The sequence below is a fragment of the Thermomonospora echinospora genome (assembly GCF_900108175.1).
GTDB lineage: Bacteria > Actinomycetota > Actinomycetes > Streptosporangiales > Streptosporangiaceae > Thermomonospora > Thermomonospora echinospora.
Genome location: NZ_FNVO01000025.1, coordinates 61,166 through 86,758 on the forward strand (window position 1 = coordinate 61,166; position 25,593 = coordinate 86,758).

At 65.2% G+C, this 25,593-nt stretch carries 20 protein-coding genes and 1 tRNA gene; 11 read left to right on the forward strand and 10 right to left on the reverse strand.

Annotation, left to right across the window (positions count from 1 at the left end; genetic code table 11):
* The first annotated feature begins 25 nt into the window (after window positions 1-25).
* The gene (locus C4U03_RS34260; protein ID WP_103943966.1) at window positions 26-1,165 is read left to right on the forward strand and encodes a hypothetical protein; all 1,140 of its coding nucleotides are present in this window, start codon (window positions 26-28) and stop codon (window positions 1,163-1,165) included.
* 437 nt (window positions 1,166-1,602) lie between these two features.
* Here C4U03_RS34260 and C4U03_RS34270 read toward each other — a convergent pair whose 3' ends face one another.
* The 4 genes from C4U03_RS34270 to C4U03_RS34285 form a co-directional block, all read right to left on the reverse strand.
* On the reverse strand, window positions 1,603-2,070 hold the full coding sequence (locus C4U03_RS34270; RefSeq protein ID WP_103943967.1) for a hypothetical protein: 468 nt from the start codon (window positions 2,068-2,070) through the stop codon (window positions 1,603-1,605).
* Between the two features lie 207 nt (window positions 2,071-2,277).
* A tRNA-Ser gene (locus C4U03_RS34275) sits at window positions 2,278-2,337 on the reverse strand.
* Between the two features lie 101 nt (window positions 2,338-2,438).
* Window positions 2,439-2,768 carry a helix-turn-helix domain-containing protein gene (locus C4U03_RS34280; RefSeq protein ID WP_103943968.1) on the reverse strand — a complete coding sequence of 110 codons (330 nt, stop codon included), beginning with the start codon at window positions 2,766-2,768 and terminating at the stop codon, window positions 2,439-2,441.
* Window positions 2,765-3,139 carry a type II toxin-antitoxin system RelE/ParE family toxin gene (locus C4U03_RS34285; RefSeq protein ID WP_103943969.1) on the reverse strand — a complete coding sequence of 125 codons (375 nt, stop codon included), beginning with the start codon at window positions 3,137-3,139 and terminating at the stop codon, window positions 2,765-2,767. Before C4U03_RS34285 ends, C4U03_RS34280 begins: the two co-directional genes overlap by 4 nt.
* Window positions 3,140-4,241: 1,102 nt before the next feature.
* On the opposite strand from C4U03_RS34285, the gene C4U03_RS34290 reads away from it, so the two are divergent.
* Both C4U03_RS34290 and C4U03_RS42695 read left to right on the forward strand, forming a co-directional pair.
* Entirely contained in the window at window positions 4,242-7,604 is a 3,363-nt protein-coding gene (locus tag C4U03_RS34290) for a LamG-like jellyroll fold domain-containing protein (RefSeq protein WP_160147190.1), read from the forward strand.
* A gap of 86 nt (window positions 7,605-7,690) precedes the next feature.
* Window positions 7,691-14,518: a polymorphic toxin-type HINT domain-containing protein gene (locus C4U03_RS42695; RefSeq protein WP_146087621.1), complete on the forward strand. Its 6,828-nt coding sequence runs from the start codon at window positions 7,691-7,693 to the stop codon at window positions 14,516-14,518.
* A 343-nt stretch (window positions 14,519-14,861) separates the two neighbouring features.
* Here C4U03_RS42695 and C4U03_RS34300 read toward each other — a convergent pair whose 3' ends face one another.
* Window positions 14,862-15,668, reverse strand: a complete 807-nt coding sequence (locus tag C4U03_RS34300; protein ID WP_103943972.1) for an IS5 family transposase — start codon at window positions 15,666-15,668, stop codon at window positions 14,862-14,864.
* A 327-nt stretch (window positions 15,669-15,995) separates the two neighbouring features.
* On the opposite strand from C4U03_RS34300, the gene C4U03_RS40135 reads away from it, so the two are divergent.
* The gene (locus tag C4U03_RS40135; protein WP_146087622.1) at window positions 15,996-16,238 is read left to right on the forward strand and encodes a hypothetical protein; all 243 of its coding nucleotides are present in this window, start codon (window positions 15,996-15,998) and stop codon (window positions 16,236-16,238) included.
* A gap of 124 nt (window positions 16,239-16,362) precedes the next feature.
* On the opposite strand, the gene C4U03_RS34305 is transcribed toward C4U03_RS40135, so the two are convergent.
* The 3 genes from C4U03_RS34305 to C4U03_RS34315 all read right to left on the reverse strand — a co-directional run bounded on the left by C4U03_RS34305 (window position 16,363) and on the right by C4U03_RS34315 (window position 19,293).
* Window positions 16,363-16,854, reverse strand: coding sequence for a hypothetical protein (locus C4U03_RS34305; RefSeq protein WP_146087623.1), 492 nt, complete (start codon window positions 16,852-16,854; stop codon window positions 16,363-16,365).
* Window positions 16,855-16,914: 60 nt separating this feature from the next.
* Window positions 16,915-17,157 (reverse strand): hypothetical protein, encoded by a 243-nt coding sequence (locus C4U03_RS34310; RefSeq protein ID WP_146087624.1) that lies wholly within the window; start codon window positions 17,155-17,157, stop codon window positions 16,915-16,917.
* Between the two features lie 1,515 nt (window positions 17,158-18,672).
* Window positions 18,673-19,293: an Eco29kI family restriction endonuclease gene (locus C4U03_RS34315; protein WP_200827662.1), complete on the reverse strand. Its 621-nt coding sequence runs from the start codon at window positions 19,291-19,293 to the stop codon at window positions 18,673-18,675.
* A 95-nt stretch (window positions 19,294-19,388) separates the two neighbouring features.
* On the opposite strand from C4U03_RS34315, the gene C4U03_RS34320 reads away from it, so the two are divergent.
* The 3 genes from C4U03_RS34320 to C4U03_RS34330 all read left to right on the forward strand — a co-directional run bounded on the left by C4U03_RS34320 (window position 19,389) and on the right by C4U03_RS34330 (window position 22,436).
* Entirely contained in the window at window positions 19,389-20,642 is a 1,254-nt protein-coding gene (locus tag C4U03_RS34320; RefSeq protein WP_200827663.1) for a DNA cytosine methyltransferase, read from the forward strand.
* A 63-nt stretch (window positions 20,643-20,705) separates the two neighbouring features.
* Window positions 20,706-21,452 carry a very short patch repair endonuclease gene (locus C4U03_RS42910; RefSeq protein WP_327374221.1) on the forward strand — a complete coding sequence of 249 codons (747 nt, stop codon included), beginning with the start codon at window positions 20,706-20,708 and terminating at the stop codon, window positions 21,450-21,452.
* A 54-nt stretch (window positions 21,453-21,506) separates the two neighbouring features.
* The gene (locus C4U03_RS34330) at window positions 21,507-22,436 is read left to right on the forward strand and encodes a phosphotransferase family protein (protein ID WP_200827665.1); all 930 of its coding nucleotides are present in this window, start codon (window positions 21,507-21,509) and stop codon (window positions 22,434-22,436) included.
* Between the two features lie 13 nt (window positions 22,437-22,449).
* Here C4U03_RS34330 and C4U03_RS34335 read toward each other — a convergent pair whose 3' ends face one another.
* Complete coding sequence (locus tag C4U03_RS34335) at window positions 22,450-23,844, reverse strand: tetratricopeptide repeat protein (RefSeq protein WP_103943978.1); 1,395 nt, start codon at window positions 23,842-23,844, stop codon at window positions 22,450-22,452.
* 149 nt (window positions 23,845-23,993) lie between these two features.
* Entirely contained in the window at window positions 23,994-24,323 is a 330-nt protein-coding gene (locus C4U03_RS34340) for a helix-turn-helix domain-containing protein (RefSeq protein WP_200827666.1), read from the reverse strand.
* Window positions 24,324-24,448: 125 nt separating this feature from the next.
* Between C4U03_RS34340 and C4U03_RS40790 the strand changes: the two genes are divergently transcribed.
* The 4 genes from C4U03_RS40790 to C4U03_RS34355 form a co-directional block, all read left to right on the forward strand.
* Window positions 24,449-24,592, forward strand: a complete 144-nt coding sequence (locus C4U03_RS40790) for a hypothetical protein (protein ID WP_160147192.1) — start codon at window positions 24,449-24,451, stop codon at window positions 24,590-24,592.
* A gap of 112 nt (window positions 24,593-24,704) precedes the next feature.
* Window positions 24,705-25,004: a WhiB family transcriptional regulator gene (locus C4U03_RS34345; protein ID WP_200827667.1), complete on the forward strand. Its 300-nt coding sequence runs from the start codon at window positions 24,705-24,707 to the stop codon at window positions 25,002-25,004.
* A complete protein-coding gene (locus C4U03_RS34350) occupies window positions 25,005-25,301 on the forward strand; it encodes a hypothetical protein (protein WP_103943980.1) in 297 nt (98 codons plus the stop codon).
* 24 nt (window positions 25,302-25,325) lie between these two features.
* Window positions 25,326-25,593: transposase (locus tag C4U03_RS34355; RefSeq protein WP_160147193.1), on the forward strand; the 268-nt coding region annotated here is incomplete at its 3' end.

Consider the following 25,593-nt stretch of genomic DNA (forward strand, 5'->3'; position numbering starts at 1 on the left):
AACGCCGAGGGCCTAGGGTGCTCGAATGTCCGCTGATCTGGAAGCGCAGCCCGAGCCCGTCGAAGTCGAGCTGATCGGTGAATCGGCTGAACCGGTCGTCAGCGCGCCCCATCGGATTGCCGGTGGCGGGTGGGCGGTGCTGTCGGCGACCGGTGAGCTGCTACTGATGGACGGCCGACTCGCCACGGTCGGACGCCTGCCGGTCCCGGAAGGGATCCTCCCTGACGTTCTGGTCTCGGCGGCCGGCCCGAGGTGCCGTGTCGATGTCAGTGTGGACCTGCGGTTTGTGGCGTTCGCCGCAACCGATCGCATCGTGGTCGTTGATCGCAACGGCGACGTGCAGTGGCAGACGACCCACCCCGTGCCCTCGGTCGACGGTGACGATGTGGCGAGCTGCGCCGTTTTCACCCCCGACGGCACCTCGCTGTGGGCGTTCGTACCGTGGCTCACGGATGCAGGGGCCGAGCCGACTGGCTCCCAGCAGTTCCCTGCGTCGTTCAGCGTCGAACGCCGTGTGATCGATGTGGCCGACTGGAGTGCAACGGCCCGTACGGCGACCGGATACCGGTGCCACGGCGAAGTACTCGTCCACCCCGACGGCAAGCACGCCGGTTATGGAGTGTTCGACGGGCATGACGGCTGGTCGTTTCGGTGGGTGCGCTGGGACGACGGTCACGAGAGGGCCGTTGAGACGGGCTCGATGAAACCCGCCGACATCCATCCCAGCGGCCGGCGATGGCTCGCTCATGACGACTGTCTGCTGCTCGCCGGCGACCTCTACGGCGACACGGTGTCGATCACCCCGGTGGAGGCGGACGAGGAGGACACGGAGGAAGACTGGGAGGACCACCCGTACCACGGTTACGACCTGGACATCTCGGCCGCCTGCCTGATCACTGCGGATCTCGTTCTCGCCCGCTGCGACGACCTCATGGAGGATGAGAACCACCCGCACTTGCTGTTCCGGGTGGATCCGTCGCATTCGTACGGGCCGGTTTCCTACCCGTCGACGAGCAACTTCCGGGAACGCTCGTACCGAGGAGGCGAAGTGGCCATCGCCAGCGCCGGTGACGGGACCTGGCTGACCTTCGCACCGGGTGTCGACCGACCGCACACGGGCCGGCTGCAACGGTGGAGGCTGTCCCGGCCGCTCTGCTCCCAGTAAGGGCCGGATCCGCCCGACGTTCCGCGTGCCTTCACCGACCTGCCCGCCGACATCCGCCGGCTCGTGAACGAAATGATCACCGTCTCCACGCCCCACACGCACCCCTCCCGGGGTTCCCCCCGTTGCTCGGACACCGGTGGTATGGGGTCAGATGACGGTACCGGGTGGCTCGTAGAGCCCTTCGTAAGTGATGACGCTGTGCCTGGGCCTGTGGCGCGGTGAACTGCTCGGCCTGCGATCTCCGCGGAGCCGGTGCTGTCGCTCGTGGTTGGACCGGGAACGTGGCTCGGTGCGCAGGGTCTCCAGGCATCGGCGGGTGTTCGACAGGGCGAGGCGGCATAGCTCTTCCCAGCCTCGTACCGCCTCGCTGGTACCGAACCTGACGTCCCACTCGTCGTCTGGCGGTGGGACGGTGACCCTGTCTCCTTGTTTGGGGCTCAAGGGGTGACCTCGACGGGATCGAAGTCGCCAGAGGTCGGCCGGAGCGCCTCCTCGTACTCCGTGCGGTCCGCCTTGATCCGTGCGGTGGCGCGCCAGTTCGTGATGACCTCTTGGGCGTTGGTGTCGAGGTCGAGTTCGGCTGCGTCGGACAGGGCGTCGACCAGTTCCACGGTGAAGGCGCGGACCTCTTCGGTGCTCAGGTGGCGTGCCCAGGGGAACACGTCGGGCATGGCGAGCAGCAGGGCCCGAGCGCTGGGATCATGCTTCATGAGCGCCAGGAAGATCCGTGACGCGGTCGTCAGGCTCTCGTCGCGTTGTTCCTCGCGGTCGGCGGCCGTGAGGTAGAAGTCGGGGGCGTCCCGATGGGTCACCCGCAGCCGGCCGAGGCGCGCTGCGCGCTCGGCTACGGACTTGGGGTTGCGGGACAGGTCGGAGAAGGTCACTGCGTCCGCGGTGGTGCTCATACCACCAGCATGCTCAGATCATGTTCTGAAGTCTGTTGTCATGCGTAGCGGGCTGTTGGCATGAACCTGGACTTCCTGTGTCCGTGCAGTCCGCCGCGATTGCTGACTCGCCTGCTCAGTACCAGTGTGAAACGACCGTCCGCCGCCACGTTGCCGTCAAAAACGCCCCGGGCCTAAGGGCTCCGGGGCGTTCTGGCTGTTCAGGGGTGGTGGGCAGGGGCGGGGTCGAACCGCCGACCTTCCGCTTTTCAGAAGTACCAACCCCCCAGCCGCACGGCCGTCCGCCGAGGCTGGACGGCTGCCGGGGTGCGTCGGTGGCTGCCGACGCTTGCCGCCGTTGCTGTCGGCCTGGGTGGCGCGCGGAGCGGTTAGGCCACCTTGACCGAGTGGGGGCCTACGCTGATGGTGATGTCGAGGTGCCCCCCGAGGGCTGCGGCGTAGGCGCGGAGGGTTTCCAGCTCCATGGCTTTGATGTCGCCGTTCTCGATCTGGGAGATCCGGGACTGGGAGACGCCGAGGATCTGGGCGACCTCGGCCTGGGTCTTGCCGATGGCCTTGCGGAGCTCCTTGAGGTGGTGGCCGGCCACATAGGCGTCCAACTCGGCACGGGCCCGTTCCCGGCGCTCGGGATCGGCCAGTTCGGGGTGACGGCGGTGCGCTTCGGCCTTGATGTCCTGCCAGCGGCGTCCGGTGCTCATCGTCCGGCCTCCTTGTCCTTGGTGGCCCGGTACTCGGCGTAGCGGGCTTCGGCCAGTGGGATGGCCTCGTCGTACCAACGAGACCACTGTCCGGCCTTGTCTCCTGCGACCAGGAAGATCGCTGCGCGATCGGGGTCGAAGACGAACAGCATCCGGATCTCCGATCGTCCCCGGGAGCCCGGTCTCAGCTCCTTGAGGTTGCGCAGCGCGCTGTGTTCCAGGGTGTCGACGAGCGGTCGTCCCAGCGTCGGCCCGACCTCCGCCAGCCGGTCGATGGCCTGCTCGATCAGCGCCGCGGTGTCCACATCCGACTCGCACAGCTTGAGGAACCAGCTCTCGACCGGTTCGAGGAGGATGACATCCCAGGCCACTACGCCAATATAACCTCTGGCTCATATCCTGGCGCCGGATTCGGCGCGAGGTGAGCCGGGAGGACGACCGTCCGCTCCCCGGAAGCATGCGGTTGCTGTCAACAACAACGCCCCGGGCCGCATGGCTCCGGGGCGTTCTGGCTGCTTGGAGAGGTGGGCAGGGGCGGGGTCGAACCGCCGACCTTCCGCTTTTCAGGTCACACCGCCTGAGCGCTGTACTGACCTGCAAAAACCCAGCTCACCTACGAGCGAGAAGCCGATAAGCGGATTGTGTTCGTCTCCAGGCTACACCAAGCGTCTCCGTCTGTGTTCCCTCCGTAGCGCAGTCCATGCCTGGCGGGCTGTCCGATCGATGCTGTTGGGAGGAGTGGCGGGTGCGGTAGATCAGCCGCGGGTCACGCCACGGTGGCTTCGTCGGCCTCCAACCGGGCCGCTGGCGTCAAGTCGTCTCGAACCGCTACTTCGTACGATCCGGGCCGTTTTGCCTTTCTTTTCCTTGGTGTGGAGTGGAGTAACTGGTGGTGGATCGGGTCGGTGAAACGGTTGGCGGCGTTACCGAAGAAGGCGGCCAGGTCGGCGGAGTCTTCATTCTTCAGCCGGGCTGGCTGCGCTCCAGGATTTCGAAGATGGGATCCCGGAACCGCAGTCACATCGCTTGTCGCAGGGAGATGCCGGCACGCTTGACAAGCGCACGGGCAGCAGCGGCCCGACTGCACCGCTTGCCACCCTGGTTGCGCTCATCCTGAGCCGGCGAGCATCTGTATGCAGGTAAGACGCAACCCCGCCCACTCGCTGCGTGATCAAGGACTGCGCCGACTCTACAGGCTCTTGCCGCTGACCCGGAAGAGATCATTTTATGTCTTGACGATCTTGTGGACTCCGGGTCATGATCCGTGGAGTTTGCCTCTTACGTGACGTTTGGGCCGCATGCTGCCTTGCGTTCTTCTTGTCGCGTTTGGTGCTGGAGGTGCGTGTGCGGCTGCGTCGGGTCGGGGCTTTCGTCATTGCGTTGGTGATGGTGGCGATTGTCCTGCAGATACCGCCCGCCGGGTCTGCGGTGGCCGCGCCGGTGGAGCCGGCGAATTCGTCGCCGGGTGTTGCGGTGACGGAGGAGCAGGCCGCTGAGCAGGCTCACAGCTCAGGTGAGCGCGTTGAGGTGGTCTCCAAGCGTGGTGAGCACCAGGACGTGTGGGCGTTGCCGGACGGCGGGTTCGAGCTGGTGCAGTATCTGCGGCCGGTGCGGGTCCGTAAGAACGGTGCGTGGGTCGAGCCGGACACCACGTTGCAACGTTCCGGTGATGCGGTGGTACCGGCGGCGACGTCGACGGGCCTGAGGTTGTCGGCGGGCGGATCCGGTCCGCTGGTGTCGCTGTCGCGGGGCGGTCGGACGCTGTCGCTGACATGGCCGCAGGAGCTTCCCGAGCCGGTCCTTGAGGGGGACACGGCGGTGTACCGGGGGGTGCTGGGCGCCGATGTGGATCTGCAGGTGCGCGCCGATGTGGACGGGTTCGCGCACACGCTGGTGGTCAAGACCGCGCAGGCGGCCCAGGATCCGCGGCTGGCGCAGCTGGCCTTCGGGCTCAACACTTCGGGACTTACGGTCAGCGAGGACCCTTCAGGGGTGCTGCGGGCCACGGCCCCGGGCGCGGGAGATGTGTTCGAGGCCCCGGCGCCGATGATGTGGGACTCTTCTGTCCCCGCCGCCGGCACGGAGCCGTCCGCACGCTCGACCCCGGCGGCCCCGGCGTCGGCGGATGCTCCGGGGGACGCCTCGGTGGTGGCGCCGGTCCAGGTCGAGGTCGGTTCCGGTCAGATGACGCTGCGGCCGGATCAGGAGCTGCTGTCCTCGCCGGACACGAGGTTCCCGGTGTTCATCGACCCGGTGTGGGGGGCCAAGAAGGCGTACGCATGGGCGATGGTCTCCAGCGGCTACCCCAACCAGTCCTACTACGAGTTCAACGGCACCGAGGGGCTCGGCTTCTGTGACGTGACAGCGGACACACGTTGTGTGAAGGATCAGACGAAGCGGCTGTTCTACCGCTTTGGGTTGCCGTCGCTGGCGGGCAAGTACGTCGAGTCGACCGAGTTCGTCGCCTACGAGACCTACGCCCACAACTGCGACAACGGCACGGTGGTACGGCTGTATCGCACCAGCGCCCTGTCGGCGTCGGCGACGTGGAACAACACCCTCGACAACTGGGGTGAGCACCTGGCGTCACGGGACGTGGCGTACTGCTCGCGCACCCCGGTGGAGTTCGGCGGGGCGACACTGCGTGAACACGTCCAAAGCGCGTTGAACAACAAGTACTCCACCATCACCTTCGGGCTGCGCGCCTACGACGAGACGTCGATGGCCTGGTGGAAGCGGTTCGCCGACGACGCCTATCTGAAGATCAAGTACAACAACCCGCCCAAGCAGCCCCTGAACAGCTCGATGTACTCCCGTAATCCTGGCGGGCCATGTGTGACCGGCAGTGAGGCCAAGTGGGTCAACGACCTGTCGACGCTGTATGCGACGCTGGTCGACCCGGACGACGAGGACGCCAACAAGGTCCAGGGCCAGTTCCTGGTGTTCTGGGACAACGGCGACGGCACGGGCACCGGCGGGCGATGGTACTCATCCCTCACCGCGGCGAAAGCCTCCGGATCCAGGCATTCGGTCAAGGTGCCGTCCACGATCCCGCAACGCAAGCTCCTGGGCTGGAACGTGCGGGCCTGGGACGGTGCCCAGTGGGGTCCATGGGCGTCGGACGGAGACCACCAGCACGCCTGCTACTTCTACTACGACCCGACGGTTCCCCCGGCCCCCAAGATCACCTCCAGCCAGTACCCCGAGGACGAAGTATGGCGTGACGGCGTGGGGCGGACGGGCAACTTCGTCATCGACGACCCCTCCAACACCGCCGTCCGCTACGAGTTGCGGATGAACAAGGGCCCGACCAAAACGGTGACCACCACCAACGGCGCCGCCCAGACGGTTGCGCTGACACCCACCAAGTCCGGGCTGAACCTGCTGGACGTGCAGTCCTTCACGGGAGCGGACACCCCGAGCAGCCCAGAGACCTATGCGTTCTTCGTCAAAGCCGGCACCGAGGCGCGCGCCAGGTTCACCTTGAACGACCCGGCGGGCTCGGCCTCCGTACAGGCGGCCGTACGTGACGGCACGGGTGCGGTGTCCGCCCAGCCGCAGGGCGGCACCACGCTGGGCGTGCCCGGCCAGGACGGCACCGCCATCCGCCTGGACGGCAGCACCGGGCACGTGGTCGCCGACGCTCCGATCATCAACACCTCCCAGAGCTTCGCGGTCTCGGCCTGGGTCAAGCTGGCCGTCGGCAAGACCGCCGAAACCTTCGTGAGCGTGGACGGCGTACGCAAGTCAGGATTCATGCTGCAACGACGCAACGACGCCAACGGGCACCGCTGGGCCTTTGCGATGACCGCCACCGACACCGACAACCCGGGCTGGTACGAGGCATCCGCCCCCAACGACCCCGCGGCCCGCCCCCAGATCGGCGAATGGGCGCACCTGGTCGGGGTCTACGACCGGTCACTGAACCGGCTGTTCCTCTACGTCAACGGCGAACCGGCAGGAAGCGCGGAACACCAGGCCGGCGGCCCGTGGCAGGCGACCGGTCCGCTGGCGATCGGCCGCGCCCGCTGGACGGGCGGCCCCGCGGACCACGTACAGGGCGACATCGACGACGTGCGAGTATTCGACCGAATCGTCGGCCCCGAGGAAGCCAAGGAACTGTTCACCCAACGTCCAGTCCGCAAAGCGCGATGGAAGCTGAACGCTGATGGGCTGGACAACTTCGGCCCTCCGCTGACCCTGGCCGCAGGTGCGGCGATCCAGCCCGGAGCCGGGTTCGCCTGGATCTCCCCGGACGGATTGCAACTGAACGTCACGACGGGCGCGTATGCGTCAACGGCTGGTCCGGTGGTCGACACCGACCGCAGCTTCACCATCGCCGGGTGGGTCCGCAACACCGACCTCCCGCAGGCACCGGCGACGGTGTTCTCCCAAGCCGGTACCAACGCCCAGGGGTTCGCACTGCGGTACGTCCCCAACGCGGATCCCGCCGTGACGGGCGTCTGGCAGATCGAGATGAACAACGCCGACCAAACCGGCAGCCCGATTCTGGCCACCCACTCGACCTTCACCCCGGGGGACTGGAACCACGTGGCGCTGGTCTATGACGCCTTCCGCGACACCATGAGCCTGTACGTCGACGGCGCCCTGGAGGAAAGCGAGCGCAACGTATCGAAACGTGGGCTCGTACGCGGCTTCCGGGCCGCCAACGGCGGCATCCAGATCGGCCGCTCCAAGCTCGGCGGCACAGGCGGAAGCCAGTTCTGGCCCGATGCCATCGACGACGTCTGGGTCTACCAGGGCGCGTTGAGCGAGGAGCAGATCTACTCGTCGCTGGCCGCTCGAGTCGAACTGGACACCCAGAGCGGGCCCTGAGCCTGGACATCAGCAGTCAGCCCTTTTGATCGATCCCTGCTGTCGGAGACCGGGCCTGGTGGCCGCGGTGCGCGCGGAGGAAGCACGTGAACAGTAGCCATTGGGGAACGATGCGCCGGCTGAGCCGCCGCCCTCACCTGCTGGGCGTCGTCATGGCGGCGGCACTGGCCGGTGGGCTGCTGTCGGCACCCCCCGTACAGGCCACGTCGACGACAGTCGGGCGCCCCAAGGTCAGCGACCACGAAAAGGTGGTCGCGGGCAAGCGCCTGTCGGTCAAGCCGCGCAGGCAAGAGCCGATTCGCAAGGGCCCGCCCGCACGCAAGACCTGGCCGCAGGCAGGCACCGCCCAGGTCGCCCTGCCCACGTCTGACGCTGGCAAAGAGCCGGTGCGGGCCGGGAGTCTGCCGGTCTGGATCGGCGGCCCCGAAGGCAAGAAGCGGTCGGCCGTCAAAGCGCCCGCGTCGGTGAAGGTCCAGGTTCTGGAGCATCGGCAGGCCGAGCAGATGGGCGTGGGCACGGTGGCTTTCACCGTGGCACGCGACGATGACGCCGCAGCGCTCGCCCCCGTCACGGTCCGGCTGGACTACTCCTCCTTCGCCCAGGCGTTCGGCGGTTCCTACGGGTCGCGGCTGCGCCTGGTGCAGCTGCCGGCCTGCGCGCTGACCACCCCTGCGAAGTCGGATTGCCGGACGAGCAAGCCGCTGACGACCACCAACGACACCGAGAACGGGACGCTGACCGCGCAGATCGACGCCGCTCCCGAGACGGCGGCCCCAGTGCTGGCGGTCGCCGCCGACGGATCGGGCGTGCAGGGCGACTACAAGGCCACCTCGCTGTCGGCGTCGGCGACGTGGAAGGCCGGCGGCAATTCCGGTGACTTCTCCTGGTCGTATCCGATGCGGGTACCGCCGGTGCCCGGTGGCCTGGTCCCGCCGGTGGAGCTGTCGTACTCGTCGGGCAGCGTGGACGGCCGTACCGGCAACACCAACGGGCAGCCGTCGTGGGTCGGCCAAGGCTTCGATCTGTGGCCGGGCTTCATCGAGCGCAGCTACAAGTCCTGTGAGGACGACGGCGCCCCCAAGGATGAGTGGGGGAACGCACCAGGCGATCAGTGCTGGGGCTATGACAACGCGACGTTGACGTGGAACGGCAAGGGCGGAGAGCTCATCCCTGCCGGAAACGACACGTGGCGGTTGAAGAACGACGACGGCACCCGGATCGAGAAGCTGACCTCTTCCAATGTCGACAACGGTGACAACAACAACGAGTACTGGAAGGTCACCACCACCGACGGCACCCGCTACTACTTCGGCAACAACACCGGGCACGGCAGCCCGGCCACCAACTCCACCTGGACCGTCCCGGTGTTCGGCGACGACTCCGACGAGCCCTGCCACGACTCGACCTTCGCCTCATCGTGGTGCCAGCAGGCGTGGCGGTGGAACCTGGACTACGTCGTCGACCGCAACGGCAACGCCATCGTCTACACCTACGCCAAAGAGACCAACCACTACGGGCGCAACCTCAAGCCCGCCGACGAGACGCCCTATGTGCGCGGCGGCTACCTGCAGCAGATCTCCTACGGACTGCGCGAGGGAAGCCTGTCGGCCAGCCCGCCGGCCAAAGTGCTCTTCGACGTCTCCGAGCGATGCCTTCCCGACGCCGCCTTCGACTGCGCCCCCTCCAAGATCGGCGACAACCCCGACCGGTGGTGGGACGTCCCGTGGGATCTGAACTGCAACTCCGGCCAGGAGTGCAAGGACGAGCACGGCTCGGTGGCGCCGACCTTCTGGTCGCGTAAGCGGCTGACCAAGGTCACCACCCAGGTTGTCAAGGCGGATGGCACCTACCGGCCGGTGGACTCCTGGTCGATGGACCATTCGTGGGGGCTGGCCGACGTCGACCGGGACCTGCGGCTGGAAGAGGTCGGCCGTACCGGCCACGCCGGCACCACGGCGGTGTCGCTGCCGAAGGTGACGTTCGACTACGTACAGCTGCCGAACCGGATGGACGAGACCGGCGACGACATCCTGCCCTACATCCGCTACCGGCTCAGCGCGATCTATGACGAGTCCGGCGGGCAGATCGACGTCTCCTACTCCGATCCCGACTGCACCCTGGACGACCTGCCGGCCCCGGAGACCAACACCACCCGGTGCATGCCGGTCCGGTGGGAGCCGCCGGGACGGGAGGACCCGATCACCGACTGGTTCATCAAGTACGTGGTGACCTCGGTGATCCAGACCGACCGGACCGGGCTGGGCGAGGACATGACCACCCGCTACAGCTATCTGGGCGGCGCGGCCTGGCACTACGACGATGACGACGGGCTGACCAAGGACAAGTACAAGACCTGGTCACAGTGGCGCGGCTACGGCCACGTCCGGGTGCGTACCGGCGACTACGACAACCCCTCCACCCAGACCGACACCTACTACCTGCGCGGCATGGACGGCGACCGCCTCAACGCCGGCGGCGGCACCAAGAACGTCACCGTCCCCGACGGCGAAGGCGGCAACCACACCGACCACCAGGCGCTGGCCGGATTCGAGTTGCGGACCGAGTCCTACGACGAGCCCGGCGGGACCATCGTGTCCAAGACCGTGAACTCCCCCTGGCACCACCAGACCGCCTCCCGTACGCGTTCCTGGGGGACGGTCACCGCGAACCTCACCGGTGTGTCCGCGGTACGAAGCTGGGAGGCCATGCCGGGCGGCACTTGGCGGCAGACCCGGGTCAACCGCAGCTTCGACACCGAGACCGGCCGCGAGAACTGGGTCGACGACCTCGGTGACGTCTCCACCGCCGCCGACGACAAGTGCACGCGCACCACCTACGCCGACGACGACACCCAGTGGTACAAGGCGTTCCCCTCTCGGGTCGACACCGTCTCGGTTACCTGCGCCGACACCACTCCCGACCGCCAGAACCGCACGATCTCCGACGTCAAGACCATCTACGGCGCCAGGTGGAACGCCACCCGCATCGACCGCCTGGTCGCCCATGACGGCACCACGGCGGATTACAAGAAGGTCGCCGGGACGGTGTACGACGCCTACGGTCGGCCCACCGAGGTCTCCGACGTCCAGGGCAACACCACCACCACCGCCTATGTCGAGACACCCGCGACCGGCGGCGTGACCACCAAGGTCACCGTCACCACCCCACCGATCGACCCGGCCACCCCCGCCTCCGCCCACACCACAGTGGAAGACCTCGACCCGGCCTGGGGCCAACCCCTCTACCGGACCGACGTCGCCGGCAAGCGCACCGAGCTCAAGTACGACGCGCTCGGCCGCATCACCCAGGTGTGGCTGCCCAACCGCGTCTCGACCAGCAACCCGCACCCCAACCTGGAGTTCGAGTACCGGGTGACCGATGGGCAGATCGTCGCCGTCACCACCAAGAAACTCACCCGCACCGGCGGGCAGCAGGCCAGTATCGACCTCTTCGACGGCTGGCTACGCCCCCGCCAGACCCAAGCCCCAGGTCCCGATGGCCGCCTCATCACCGACACCTTCTACGACAACCGCGGCCAGGTCGTTAAGAACTACGCCCCCTACTCGGCGGCCGGTGCCCCCGAGCCGGTGCTGTTCGGGGTGAGCACGCCAGGGAACGTGGAGACCCAGACCCGCTACACCTACGACGGGCTCGGCCGGGTCACCCTCGAGCGGCTGATGAAGGGCAACAACTCCACCCAGGAGCTGTGGCACACCACCACCACCTACGACGGTAACCGCACCCACGTACAGCCCCCCACCGGTGGAACACCCACCACGACGGTCACCGACGCCCGCGGCAATACGACGCAGGTCATCTACCACGGGCCGGGTACTACTCAGACCACGGTCGGTTTTGAGTACGACCACGCCGGCCGGCCCAGTAAGCAGACCGGGCCCGATGGCAAGGAATGGACCACCACCTACGACCTGCTGGGCCGCAAGATCCGCACCACCGACCCCAGCCGGGGCACGACCACCTACGGCTACGACGATCTGGACCGGCTCGTCTCCACCGATGACGCCCGCGACGCCAACGACAAACTGTTCTACAAATACGACGTCCTCGGCCGTAAAACCGAGACGCGATCCGGGTCGGCCACCGGCACCGTGCTGGCGACCTGGCTGTACGACACAGTCCGCAAGGGCGCGCTGACCTCGGCCACCCGCAAGGGCACAGGCCCGAACGGCAACACCTACGACTACACCACCAGGGTCAACAACTACGACGCCCTCGGCCGACCCCAATCCACCACCTACACCATCCCCAGCGTCGAGGGAGTGGGCACCAGCTACACCTTCGGCACCAGCTACAACCTCGACGGCACCATCCAGTCCCTGGGCATGCCGGCCGCCGGCGGCCTGACCGGCGAATCGGTGGGCATCACCTACGACGACTACCAGCGGCCGACCCGGCTGACCAGCAACCTGGCCACCTACGTCAACGCCACCACCTACACCCCCACCGGCAAGCCCCTGCAATACGAACTCGGCAACACCACCGGCAAGAGGGTCTGGTACACCGCCACCTGGCAGTACGGCACCCAGCGCCTGGCAACCTCCCGCGTCAACCGCGAGAACATCACCGGCAGCGATCGCTACGCCGTCTACGACTACGACGACGCCGGCAACGTCACCTCCATCACCGACACCGCCCTGGCCGGCACCGAAACCCAGTGCTTCGGCTACGACTACCTACGCCGCCTCACCGACGCCTGGACCCAAACCAGCGATACCTGCGCCGACGACCCGGCCACCGCCACCATCGGCGGCCCCGCCCCCTACCGGTTCGTCTACACCCACAACACCGCCGGCAACCGCACCCAGGAAAAGCAGTACGGCGCCGGCGCCAACGGCGGCACCCTGCAGGCCACCCGCACCTACACCTACGCCGGCTCCAGCGGCCTGGACCCGTCGGTGACCGGCCACATGCTCGGCACGGTCACCCAGACCGGCACCAGCCCCTACACCGGCCCCGCCACCACCGAGACCTACAAATACGACGCCATCGGCAACACCACTGAACGTAAGGTCGGCAACCGCACCCAGGCCTTCACCTACGACACCGAGAACGAACTCACCAAGGTCACCGACGCCGGCGCCCCCAACAGCGCCAACAATGGCGAGACCACCTTCGTCTACACCGCCGACGGCGACCGCCTCATCCGCCGCGACCCCACCGGCACCACCCTCTACCTGCCCGGCACCGAAGTGAAACTGCCCAAGGGCGGCACCACCGCCACCGGCACCCGCTACTACAGCCACGGCGGCCAGACCATCGCCATGCGCACCCCCGCCGGCGTCACCTACCTGACCCCCGACCACCAGGGCACCAGCCAGGTCACCGTCGACGCCGCCGACCTCACCAAGGTCTCCCGCCGCCACTACACCCCCTACGGCCAAACCCGCGGCACCACCGGCACCTGGCCCACCCTCCTGGACAAGGGCTTCGTCGGCGGCACCAACGACACCACCGGCCTCACCCACCTGGGCGCCCGCGAATACGACCCCAACACCGGCCGCTTCCTGTCCGTCGACCCCCTCCTCAACCTCGAACACCCGCAAAGCTGGAACGGCTACACCTACGCCAACAGCACCCCCGTCACCCAAAGCGACCCCGAAGGCCTCGACGGCCCACTCCGGGGTGACACGGACTGCTACTACAACAACGAGTGCCAAAAGGACAAGACCAAGCCCAAGCCCAAGCCCACCTATCCAGAATTCTTTCCTTCGCTGCCGTCAGGGAAAGGCAGGTACACCCAATATCGTAAGTTCATGAAGGACCTCAGGGATGCCCCTTATGACAATCCGGAATCCTTGAGGATCCGCATCCAGGCAGAAATAGCCTTCTGTAGTGAATATCCCACCGACGATATGTGCGGTGGAGGCAAGGTCGACCCTCATGAGGCACTGCAGGCCATAGGCGCATCCGGAATGGAGGCCGCTGACGTCATCGACGCTGCCCTCTACTTCGCCGAAGGGAACTGGAAGGCCGGACTGGTCTCCATGACCGCTGCCATTCCCTACCTCGGCTCCCTGGCCGCAGCCAAACGACTGGGACGAGCCGGCAGGGCCGCCGACTGCAACAGCTTCGTTCCCGGAACGCAAGTCCTCATGGCCGACGGCACCACCAAACCCATCGAAGAACTTCAAGTCGGCGACGAGGTCATCGCCACCGACCCCGAAACCGGCAAAACCCACACCAAGAAGGTCCTGGCCACCATCGCCGGCGAGGGCCCCAAGAACCTCGTCGAGATCACCGTCGACACCGATGGCCCCCACGGCGACCAGACGGGCCTGATCATCACCACCGACGAACACCCCTTCTGGGTCGCCGGCCTCATCGGGCGCTGGACCGACGCTGAAGACCTCCGCCCTGGCATGTGGCTGCGCACCAACACCGGCACCACCGTCCAGGTCAAGGCCACCCACACCCGCACCACCCCCCACCAACGCATCCACAACCTCACCATCGCCGACACTCACACGTACTATGTAGAGGCTGGCGATACGCCAGTCCTCGTCCACAACACGCAATGCAAGCTGCCGCTCATCACTGCTGCGAAGGCGAGTGAAGACGAGATCTACGCGGCCAACGAGCTGGCCAGTGAGGGTTATGACGTGATACTCCGGGATCCGCCCAGAGATGGTGGAACACGTGGCGTAAATACATCCGACCTGTTGGTGGATGGTGCACAATGGGACGTATACACCCCTGAAGGAAGCAATATGAAAACCATCCTGCGCTACATTCAGAAGAAGCGATCGCAGGTAAGGGGGGGTGGAGTTGTGCTCAATCTCTCTAAATCTTCACTTTCAGCTGCCAGTATTGATGTATCTGGAATGCTTGCACAGGTTAATGGGCGGATGAGTTCGTCTCCACCCCTTGCTGGCATTAAGATTGTGGGCGGATAGGAGGTGTGGCTGTGGGCAAGTTTCGCTGTGTGTGTGGCGAGGTGATATCGACAAGTGGGAATACGGACGATGAGTGGATCATCATTCGTGAGCGAGAGTTCCTGCGTTTGGAGGATTCGGGGAAAGGTGCTGGTGATATTTTTATGGAGATGACCAACATGTATGTATGTCCCAATAGTGGCCATCTTTGGGTATTTTGGTCTGGCTGGAATGAGGCGGCAGCTTGTTATGAGCCAATAGAATTCAATGGAGATGCTCGGTCATCTGATGGATCCTCGGATGAGTAGAATCAATTTTTCGAGTTGGTTTTCTTGGAGGGTGTTTGACAGGTGATCGTCGAGGCTCACCCGAGGTATTCCAGTGGCCGGGGCCCTGGCCGCCGGACGGGGTGGCCGTGGGTCAGGCGGCGGACCAGCAGGCCGATCGCGGCCCAGCGGATCAGGGCCTCGGAGGTCTGCGGGTGGCGCTCGTAGTCGCGGGCCAGCCTGCGATGCGCGGTCAGCCAGGCCAGCGTCCGTTCGGCCACCCACCGCTTGGGGTGGACCTGGAAGCCCCGCTGGCCTGCGGGTTTGCCGACGATGTGGACGATGATGCCCAGCACGTCGCGGGCCCAGGCCACCGGCCATCCGGAAAGGCCCTGGTCGGCGAACACCAGCCGGCACCCACCAGTCAGGTACAGCCCCAGCAGCAGCGTGGTGGCCCCGGCCCGGTCCTGCACGCCGGCCGGACGGACCATGACCGCGATCAGCAGGCCGAGGGTGTCGGTGACGATGAACCGCTTGCGTCCGTTGGTCCGCTTGGGCTTGTCATAGCCCCGGGTGCCGGCGCTGACGGTATCGGCGCCCTTGACGCTTTGACTGTCCATCACCGCCGCCGAAGGATCGGCAGGGCGGCCTGCGGCCCGGCGTAACCGCCGCCGTAACACCTGCAGGATCCGCTCGGTGACGCCTTGGTCCTCCCAGCGGGCGAAGTGCCAGTACACCGTCTGCCACGGTGGGAAGTCCCGCGGCAGTTGCCGCCACAAGCAGCCCGTCCGGTTCACGTACAAGATCGCGTCCACGATCTCCCGGCGCAGCCACTTCTCCTTACGCCCGTCCCAGTGCTCCGGTGCCAGCAGTGGCCCGATCAAAGCCCACTGCTCATCGGTCAAATCCGAGCGGGGAAACGCTCATGCATCCCCGGCCCTTATCTCACAGGCTAGGGCATTACGATCATCTCTCAAGCACCTGCTAAACGAGGTGAGGCGCTGGAGGTGTGGCACTATCAGTGGCATTGTCCGAAAGGTTGAGGGTCGGTGACCGGTCAAAGTATTGAGAGTGCGGCTCAGGAGTTGTGTTCTACCATTATCGCGCATGCTGATCTGTGTGCGAATGATCCAGGTGATGCGGCGGTCATAGCTCCTCTGGGTGCAAGAATCCATGAGCTTGTCCTGGTATATGGAGAGGCGTTGGAGAGAGGCTCGGGATGGTCGAATCCGATGCTCCAGGTCGACTTTCGGGAAGTCGAGGAAGCGAGGTCTTCCCAAGCTGGTCCAGTGGGCTTCTGTGAAGGCGAATCCGATGGCTCTGGCAACGATCAGAGGCTGGTGGTGGTGACGGATCGACATTCCCTGATCGTCGATGACCAAAGCACCTTGATCGACGCTGCTTCAGCTCGCAGTGGCAAATCCGTAACCTGCCTCGCGCGGGCGCTGGAAATCCTTTGCCGTATTGACGGATAGGGGCCGGAGGAGTATCGCTCTGGCATTGCTGGAACACGGGGGAGGGAAATTGACTCCCACGTTGAGCCGTTTCCGGATTGAACCGGTCATTAAGGTTTTCTCGGTGAGGGTCATCACCAGGCGATCAGGCTCCGAGGGGGAGGTGGCCGGTACCGCCAACCAACTTCCTCAGCACGTCTATATCGGTGACCATGTTGGGCGGTGGCGAGGTGACGTTGACCGGGACGCCGTGGCCGGTGAAGTCCAGTTGCTCCTTGTCATCGCGGCTTTCTATTTGCAGCACGTACGGCCGGCCAATGGTTGCCACATGGACGTCGCCGATGACGCGGTCCTTCAGTGTGATCGCGGGGTTCCAGTTAATCATGGCGAGTGTGCCCTTGGTCACGGTACCCGCCGATCGCAGCATTTTGCCGAGCATGCCCTTGTAGTCCATGAAGGCCGTCAGTTCCTTCAGGTTCATGTCATCGACGGTGGCCTTGAGGTACTTACCGGACAGCTTGTTTACGGACTTCCGTCCGCTGACCTCCCGCCAGAACGTGTCATCGGGCTTCATATAGACTATATAGACGGTACGGCTGATCCGGACCAGGTTCAGGCTCCTGTCGTTGATGGTCATCTCTCCCATCGCCCGATCAGGCGCCGAGGAACGGGCGTCCACCCGCATCCGGATGTCCCCCTAGACGAACTCGCCGCGCATTCGCACCGATCCGACCGCCAGACTCGTCTCCCTGGCCCGGTCGAGGATTTCCTGTGCCGTCAGCCGTTCGACGCCGTTGGGAACGGCGGAAGGAACGGCGGTGGGCTCAGCCGTCAACGCGGACGCCGCGCTCGGCTTGCCGGCTGCCGTACCGTCGCTATGGCAGTCGGCGGTCAGCATCCCGCCCAGGAGGAGCGGAGCCAGCACGGCTGGTTTGCGCACGCCCGTGGCAGACCTTGATTTCCCTACTTCATGATCGTCTCCAGTAGGATGGTCGGTTCCACCGAACCGTTGTCATGAGACCACCACCGAATCGCGCGGTCAGCCCCCCAGGCAGGCGGCAGACTGACCGTGCCATCGGCACTGATGGCACGGCGTCCGTCCCAACGCTGGAACGACCAAGGCTCAGATCCAAGGAGCACGTCCCTGGCCTGGACCTTCGCGTAAGAGCCAGGGACGGGAACCGAACCCGCGCTGACAGGCACGCACCGGATACGCCACCACGACTCAGGTGATCTTGAGTAACCCGGCGGCACGCCGCCGGAGATGAGAGGCTCCAGGGCCTGCTCAGCCCGCAGGCTTCATCCTGCTGGGGGACGGCTTCATGAACTGGACCAAGCGGTTCAGCATGCTGCGCCGCTCCTCCAGCCGCGCCAGCCGGGCCTTAGGGAGCGCCCGTAGTACTCGGCGTAGGCACCGATGCCCAGGGCAGCGGCGCTCAGCGCGCTCTACGCCACCGCCCCCTCTCCAGCAGGATCGGCGACCTGCGCAGGTAGTCGTCCCTCTCGCCACCGGCGACGGCGTCCTTGAGGACCCGGCTGCCGGCATCGGGCGGCTTGCGGAGATCTTGATGGTGCGGGACGGGAGCCATAGGGACGGCCGGTCTGGCCGGTGATGGCCGGGGAGCGCCCCGACGATGCACCGGTCTTCAGCAACGCAGGCTTGGCGCCCCAGTCGTTCGGTGATCACGGCGCTCGGGCCGGACCCCGTCGCAGCCGGTCGGTACGGCTGGACCGCTCAGCACGTCCGCACAGGGCGTCACCACGGGAACGAAGGCGCGTTAGGCGGAAGGTGTTCGAGCGCGGTGCATCCGCCTGACGGCGCCGAAGCCCTGGAAACAAGAACACCCTCGACCACGTTTGCGCTGGTCAGAGGGTGTTGGTGTGCTGAGGTGGGCAGGGGCGGGGTCGAACCGCCGACCTTCCGCTTTTCAGTACATACTGCTACCCAAGCCGTACCCTAGATCTGACCTGCGAAGACTCTAGGCCTCTCCGTCCTGCGGACCATGGTTTTAGCACGTATTCGGCACACAGGACCGATGAGCATCCAGCTCGCCAACTGTAGGCAAGGCACCTCTCGCAGAACCCGCAGAACCCGCACAAACCCATCGGGCAGCGTCGTTGCTGGTCACAGCGTTTGTCGGCCAACCAGGGCGCTCCACGCAGAACTCCGCAGAACTCCGCACAAATAGGTCCCGTGCTGGCTGTAGGGCAGCGAGCTTACAGTCCGCCGCCGACGTGCCGTGGCCTGACCCGAATATTGCGGAAGGTTCTGCGGGGTTCTGCGTGGCCTGCTGCCTCGCCGGGATGGCCTCCTGGCCTGCGGCGATGGCTGGCCAAAGCTGTTGCGCGGATTCTGCGGGTTCTGCGGGAGCTTACGAAGGCGGCCGACCAGACGTGACGGCTACTGCATCCCCAGGCCCTGCTGGACTGTGCCAGATCGCCGCACACCAGCCGTTCAATCCTGATGCCATGGAACCTGACTGTAGTCGGCTATCTGCTGGTCGATATGCTTCCGGGCTTTCGCCAGCAGTACGTCCTTATCATGCTTGGTCGCTCCAAAGGTTCTGTTGCGACCCTCATGTACGGTGTCCCACTTGCTTCTACTGCTCTGCCTGGTTGAGGAGCCTTGCTCATGGCTGCCAAATCCAGTCAGGACGGCGTTCCAGACAGGCTGGTAGTTAACCCGTAGACCGTTCTCGCCCAAGTCGATGTGCACATCTGGGAGCCGAAGCAGTCTCACCCCGAATTCGTGGAGGGGAAGCCCCGCTCCTTCGATGGACTTGCTGTGGTCCCTGATACGCCTCCACAGTGGGTCGCGCTCTCTGACGCCTTTGCCGGTAGCGCTGTTATGGGATCGCGCTTGCCCGACGTACACCGGGATCTTGTACGACGACAGCGGAGCGTAGAGCTCTATCGAGCTGCCAATGTAGTAGATGGCGTACAGTCCCGACCCATCGAACCTCGGGATCTCGGGCCACAGGGGTGTGACCGGTTGATCCTCGAGATTCAGACAGATCATGGAGGTGATGTGATCCGTGCTCATCGGATCGTAGTACTCGGGGGTGTAGGGAGGCACGGCAGTAGGCTAGTGGGTCCAGCTGGCAGACGTGGAGCGCCCCCGGCCCACGTGCCTAGGTTCCGCTGTCGGACCTCCGCGGTATGGTTTCCGTCGTGACGAGTGAAGCGGTACCTGAGACATCCGAGGCTGCTGCGGTCAGAGACAGCATCGAGCTGTTCACCGGGGGCGGTGGCCTAGCCCTGGCGATGCACAACGCCGGATTCCGGCACCTGTTGGCCGTAGAGTTCGACCGCCGGGCTTGTCAGACTCTGCGCTCCAACGTCGCTACGGAGCACGGCCCAGAGGTGCCCAACCCTGACTCAGTCACAGATAAGTGGCCTCTGTATGAGGGAGACATCCACAATGTCAATTTCGCCAACGCAATGGGGAAGGTGGATGTCATCGCTGGCGGCGTTCCTTGTCAACCCTGGAGCCTCGGTGGTGCTCACAAGGGGTACGAGGACAAGCGCAATCTGTGGCCCGAGTTGTTCCGATGCGTCAGGGAAACTCGTCCTCGGGCGGTGATAGCGGAGAATGTTAAGGGTCTGCTCCGGCCGTCCTTTGCTCCATACTATGAATACATCCTCAATGAACTTAGGGCTCCACTCGAAGAGCGGGTCGATGGAGAAGATTGGCAGGATCACAACAGGCGGATAATGAAGGCTCTGAAGTCTCCTGGCCAGGACCTTAAAGAGCGGTACGACGTCAAGTACTTCCTGGTCAATGCTGCCGACTATGGCGTTCCCCAAGTTCGCTGGAGGGTCTTCGTCGTCGCCTTCCGTAAGGACTTGGGACTTTCGGAATGGGAATTTCCCAAGCCCACCCACTCCGAAGCTGCTCTGCTGCGTGAGCAGGAAACCGGCGAATACTGGGATCGTCACGGGATCAAGCCACGAGAGACTGGTGTGCAAGCGAGCATCCTTGATGGCGGCGGTCTAAAGCCTTGGCGCACTCTGCGCGATGCCCTCCGCAATGATCCCGACGCTCCCCATCTTAAGCCTCTACCGGAGCCTCGTAGGCCGCTCGAAGACAAGATTGAACATCCCGATTGGCTTCACCATTTCGGGTGGCCTGGCGCTCGGGAATACGCGGGACACACTCCAAACCTGCTCGATCGGCCTGCCAAGACCGTGAAGGCCGGTGTGCACGGTGTTCCTGGTGGGGAAACGGTGATCAAACTCGATGATGGATCAATTCGGTACATGACTGTCAGGGAAGTGTCACGTGTCATGACCTTCCCTGATGATTGGCGCTTGGAAGGGCCTCGCGGTGAGCAGATGCGGCAACTCGGCAACGCTGTTCCCGTCAGACTCGGCGAAGTCGTAGCGAGGTCGGTTGCTGAAGCTTTGAAGCCAAAGACCAAATAATATAGATACGCGCCGGAGAAAGCGCTCATGTCGGGACATTGGCGAGAGAGCCGGCCTGCGGACATGGCTTGGCGGGCGGCTCGCGGTTTGAGCCGTGATCAAAGGGCTGCGGAGCAAGACCAGGCCGCCGGGGGGCGAGAGCGTAGAACCGTCATCCTTCCTGACGGTGGTAGGGCCGTCGCCTCCGTCTACCTCCGAGTTCCTCCTAAAACGCGTCGCATCTACGCCTACCTCCGTTGGTCGGAGAGGGGGTCGACCGTTGAGCGGTACGTGGGGGAAGTGGGGGAGGCAAGTCGTGCTGATAACCTGTCTCTGGCATGGAGTACCATTCAGAAACGCCAGCTACTAGTAGCCGGTTCTGAACCGTTGGCTAACTCTAGGTCGTCTAAGCGCGGTGAGTCATGGGCTTCGTCACCAGCGGTCCGCGCGGTCATGCGCGGCAACAAGAGTCGTGATACTCGGCCAGAGAAGGCGCTGCGCTCGGCCGTCCATGCTCTGGGACTTCGTTACCGGGTCGGGATGCGCCCACTGCCGGAGATTCGGCGAACTGCTGATCTAGTCTTTACCCGAGCTAAGGTCGCCGTATTTCTAGATGGCTGTTACTGGCATGGATGCCCTGAGCACTACCGGCCATCAAAACAAAATAAGGAGTTTTGGGAAAAGAAGATTGGCGGCAATCGTGCGCGTGATGCTGAGACTGATCGGCTGCTACGCGAAGCGGGCTGGGAGACTGTCCGCGTTTGGGAGCATGAGGACCCGTTGGAATCGGCGGCGAAGATCGCTCGTGTCGTTCGCGATCGATCGGCGTGACAGACTGTTCGCCTGCATGAGCGTGTGAGCCCTCGGCGAGGTAGCTTGCAAGGCATGACACGTGACATCACGCCAGCAGCCGCTACGGGTGAGGACACGTTTACGCCAACTGGTACGGCCTTGATACTCGAACGTGCCTGCACCGCTGTCGCCTTGGATGCCACAGGTGCCCGACTCATGCGGCTAGGCTCGAACGCTGTCTACCGACTTGCGGCGCTGCCCGTGGTGGCCCGGATCTCTCGTCGGCACGTCGGCGTTCAGCAGGCTCGGCGCGCGGTCGCTGTGGCTCGTTGGCTGGCGTCGGTCGACTACCCCGCCGTACGTGCCACTGCCGTTGAACAGCCGGTCATGGTTGACGGACATGCCGTCACGTTCTGGGAGGCGCTGTCTGATGACGGTGATGAGTACGCATCGGTCAGCGAGATAGCGGAGATCCTTGCCAAGCTTCACGCGCTTGAGGCGCCGCCTGACCTGGAGCTTCCGGCGCATGCCCCGTTTGAGAACGCGAGGCATCGCATCGAGTCCAGTGCGGGGATCAGCGATGATGACCGGCGCTTCCTGGCTGCTCGGCTGGTTGAACTGGAGCAGAGTTATGCCGCGCTTCGCTTTGCTCTGCCTCAAGGGGTGATCCATGGGGATGCTGGAGTCGGCAACGTGCTGCGTGACCGGCATGGCGAAGCGAAGCTTATCGACCTGGATGGCTTCGCTGTCGGCCCGCGCGAGTGGGATCTTGCTTTGACTGCCATCTACTTCGATAGCTTCGGATGGCACACCCGCGAGGAATACGAGACCTTCGCGAAGGTCTACGGGCTCGACATCATGCAATGGCCTGGCTATCCGGTGATGCGGGAAGTGCGCGAGTTTCTCATGGTGACATGGATCGCGCAGAAGGCCAGCGAGAGCGAGCGGACCGCCCAGGAAGCGGCGAAGCGCATAGCTGCGCTTCGGACAGGTGCCAGCCGTAAGGACTGGCAGCCTTACTAAGATGATTGACTGATCAGCGGGTGGACGCGATACGCCACAGTCTTGAGCCTGCCGCTTGTTCGTGGAAGTTGCTTAGTTCGGCCGACTTCCCGATGTTGGTTAGGCGCTGGTGAAACTCCTGTAGGTAGCTTACGCAGCGGGCGGACCGGAGTTGTTCGCCCAACGTCAGGGCGCGTAGGGCGACCTTGCCCGCATGCTCAAGCTCGCCGGCGCCAAGGTAGGCATCGGCCAGAACCATCGTGGCGAAGAAGTCGCTTCGTGCATAGATGCCATCATCGATGGTTCCTAGGCACTGGTTTGCGTAGGCCGATGCGTCTACCGGCCGGCCCAGATCTCGGAAGCAGTGGCCAAACTCCGCCGATAGCTCGGCATCGTCAAAGTAGCGAATCCACTCGGGATCGTCGTCTACGTTCCTGCGCTCGAACTCTCGCACGGCGTTGGACAGCGCCAAATCGCAGGCGCGAGCGTCGCCGAGGCGAGCAAGGGCGCGCGCTTCCATGGCGTAGAAGTGTGCTGTGAGAGTCGGTGTCGCCAGCCCTTGCGTGCCGCTGCGGGCGGCCCGAGCAAGGTTCGCGGCATCGCTGAACCGTCCGACGAACGTGGCTTGGTGGCTCATGGCATCGAGGATGCTCGCCGCCAACAGCCGATCGTCGCCGGCCTGCGCGAGGCTCAACGCTTGGATGAAATACCGCTGTGCTAGACCGTGTAGGGCGCTGTCGTAAGACATCCATGCGGCGAGCAATGTGGCTTCGGCTACCGCCGAGAACAACGCCCTACGTACAGCGTCGGTGTACTGGCCGCGCAACATCCGCTGGCCGTCCGTTGCTAGGTACTGGATGAGCGATTGACGGGCGTGGCCACCACCAAAGCGGTTGTCGAGCTGGGCGAACATGTCGACCGTGGCCCGGAACCGTTCGACGTCTGGTAGCCCGATCTTTAGCCCAGATGCCGGCCGATCTATCCGCGGACTCTCCGGACTGACCAGCCATTGCAACGATGCGCGGTTCCACGCTTCGGGGTCGACCTTGCCTTTGATGACGAGCGTGGCGCTCTCAAGGTCTGCGTGCCAGAGGTGCGTCAAGTCCTCCGCGCCAGAACTCGCCGGCGCGGTGTAGGCCATGCCGAGATCGGCGGGCAGCATGTTGGATGCCGTCGCCATCCCAATCTCGGCGACCGACACGGACCGGCCTAGACGCCGGCCGAGTGCCGCGGCGATGAACACCGGCGCCTTGCCGCGTGGCTTCATGCCTGCCAGCCACCGTGTGACGTACGTGTGATCGCATCGGGTGAGTGGTTCGCCGGCCAGCCGAGACTCTTCCATCACCGCGCGTGCGAACGCCTTGTGCGAGGTGAAGCCGGCTTGCTTCATCAAGCGGGCAAGCCGTTCGTTCGGCGCCTTGTCCGCCATCCCCTCATCTCCGAGTGCACATCTGCACCCCCCGGTGCGCTCTGCTGCACCCCCCGGAGGGCCGACCAAGCTGGGTTGCGTCTCAAGGTAACGAGTCCGCTGACCCGGAGTCGAGGGTTCGGAAGGAGGTGGTGACCGTGCCGGTTCTGCTACTGCTGCAAGCGGGATTCGAGAGCTTCGACACGCTGACGAAGTTCGGTGAGTTCTTCCCGCAGGCTGGCCAGCGCTGGCGCATCTTCGGCGGTGGACTCGCTGACCTGGCCTTCTGTAGAGACCCGGCGCAAATGGTCTTCCGGCCAGCGCAGCGCCCGAGAGATGGCCGCAAGGGTCGAGCGGGAGCGCTGGCGGTTGGCGCCTTGCTGGATCTCTCGCAGCGTCGCCGGCGAGATCCCAGAGCGCTCGGCGAGCTCTCGTTGCGTGATGTCGAGCTCTCGCATCCGCTCATTGACCGCCCGCGCAACGGCCGCCCAGTCACTCACAGCACCCTCCTGAACAGGCACTAGTCCCGATCCCGCACCCGAAGCGTACTCACAGGACCGGCGCTGTTGACAGCGCCAATATCAGCGCTGATACTTGCGCTTACCGGAACCAGGGAGGTTCGCCAGTGTTCCCGCAGCCGAAGAAGTACGGCCAGATGATCGCCGGCCTGGTGGCCGCGATCTACGTCTTCAACAACCCGGCGCAGGCCGCCGAGTTCGTGAACAAGGCCGTCGCCGCGATCAGCACCTTCGCCGGCGCGCTGGGCTGACCAGCACGCCAACCAGACCCACGGGCGCCCCGGCGCACAGCCACCAAGCACGCCGCCGGGGCGCCCACTCCGACCGATCCGCCCGAACACCCCGAGCAAGGGAGACGCAGACGTGAACGTTCACCCGTCCCTGCTGCCGACGCTGGCGCTCCATGCCGCGCTGATCGTCGGCGCCGAGTGCCAGTACGACCCCGAACTGCACACCGGCCCCGACGCCTTCGCCGACGAGTCCGCCGAGGACCGCGCCGCGCGTGAGGACGTGGCCGCGCAGGTGTGCGCGTCCTGCCCGGTCCGCCTGACCTGCTTCGAGTACGCGCTGCGGATCGAGCCCGAGCACGGCATCTGGGCCGGCTTCACCGCCGCCGAGATCACCGAACTGGCCGATGTGCGGGCGCTGGGCGAGGTGGCCTGAATGCTGGGCACCGACGCAAGCACGTTCGCCGCGGTGTTCGTGGCGCTGTACGCCGCTCACCAGGTGGGGGACCACTGGGCGCAGCGCAGTAGCGAAGCGCTCGGCAAGGGCGGCCCGGGGTGGCGTGGCCGCTGGCTGTGCGCCCGCCACGTGGTGGCGCTGGCTGTCGGCAAGGCCGCCGCGCTGGGCCTGACCGCGGTGGTTTTGTCGCTGCCGCTGAACGGCTGGGCGGTCCTGGCTGCGCTGGCGGTGGGGGCTTCCCCCCGAGATGTGGACACCTTGGAGACTGGATCTTGAGGTCCAGGGGAAGAGATGTCACCGATGGCGCTGAAGCACTATCCGGAGGAGTTCAAGGCCGACGCGGTCGCGTTGTACCTGTCGGATCCGTCCAAGACCTACAGGCAGGTCGCTGAGGATCTGGGGATCAACCGGGCGACGCTGCGGCAGTGGGTGATCGACGCCCGGCGCCGGGGCGAGGCCGGGCCTAAGCCCAAGCCCGCCGGTAAGGGCAACCCGGCGCAGGACGTAGCCTCCCCTGACGTGTTGGAGAAGGAGAATCAGCAGCTCAGGGCCCGGATCGCCGAGCTGG

What these genes read in the sequence shown, in the direction of transcription:
- C4U03_RS34260 (WP_103943966.1), top strand. Translation starts at nt 26, where the DNA reads ATGTCCGCTGATCTGGAAGCGCAGCCCGAGCCCGTCGAAGTCGAGCTG.
- C4U03_RS34270 (WP_103943967.1), bottom strand. Translation starts at nt 2,070, where the DNA reads ATGAGCACCACCGCGGACGCAGTGACCTTCTCCGACCTGTCCCGCAAC.
- C4U03_RS34280 (WP_103943968.1), bottom strand. Translation starts at nt 2,768, where the DNA reads ATGAGCACCGGACGCCGCTGGCAGGACATCAAGGCCGAAGCGCACCGC.
- C4U03_RS40135 (WP_146087622.1), top strand. Translation starts at nt 15,996, where the DNA reads ATGCTCCAGGTCGACTTTCGGGAAGTCGAGGAAGCGAGGTCTTCCCAA.
- C4U03_RS34305 (WP_146087623.1), bottom strand. Translation starts at nt 16,854, where the DNA reads ATGACCATCAACGACAGGAGCCTGAACCTGGTCCGGATCAGCCGTACC.
- C4U03_RS42910 (WP_327374221.1), top strand. Translation starts at nt 20,706, where the DNA reads ATGGCTTGGCGGGCGGCTCGCGGTTTGAGCCGTGATCAAAGGGCTGCG.
- C4U03_RS34330 (WP_200827665.1), top strand. Translation starts at nt 21,507, where the DNA reads ATGACACGTGACATCACGCCAGCAGCCGCTACGGGTGAGGACACGTTT.
- C4U03_RS34335 (WP_103943978.1), bottom strand. Translation starts at nt 23,844, where the DNA reads ATGGCGGACAAGGCGCCGAACGAACGGCTTGCCCGCTTGATGAAGCAA.
- C4U03_RS34350 (WP_103943980.1), top strand. Translation starts at nt 25,005, where the DNA reads ATGCTGGGCACCGACGCAAGCACGTTCGCCGCGGTGTTCGTGGCGCTG.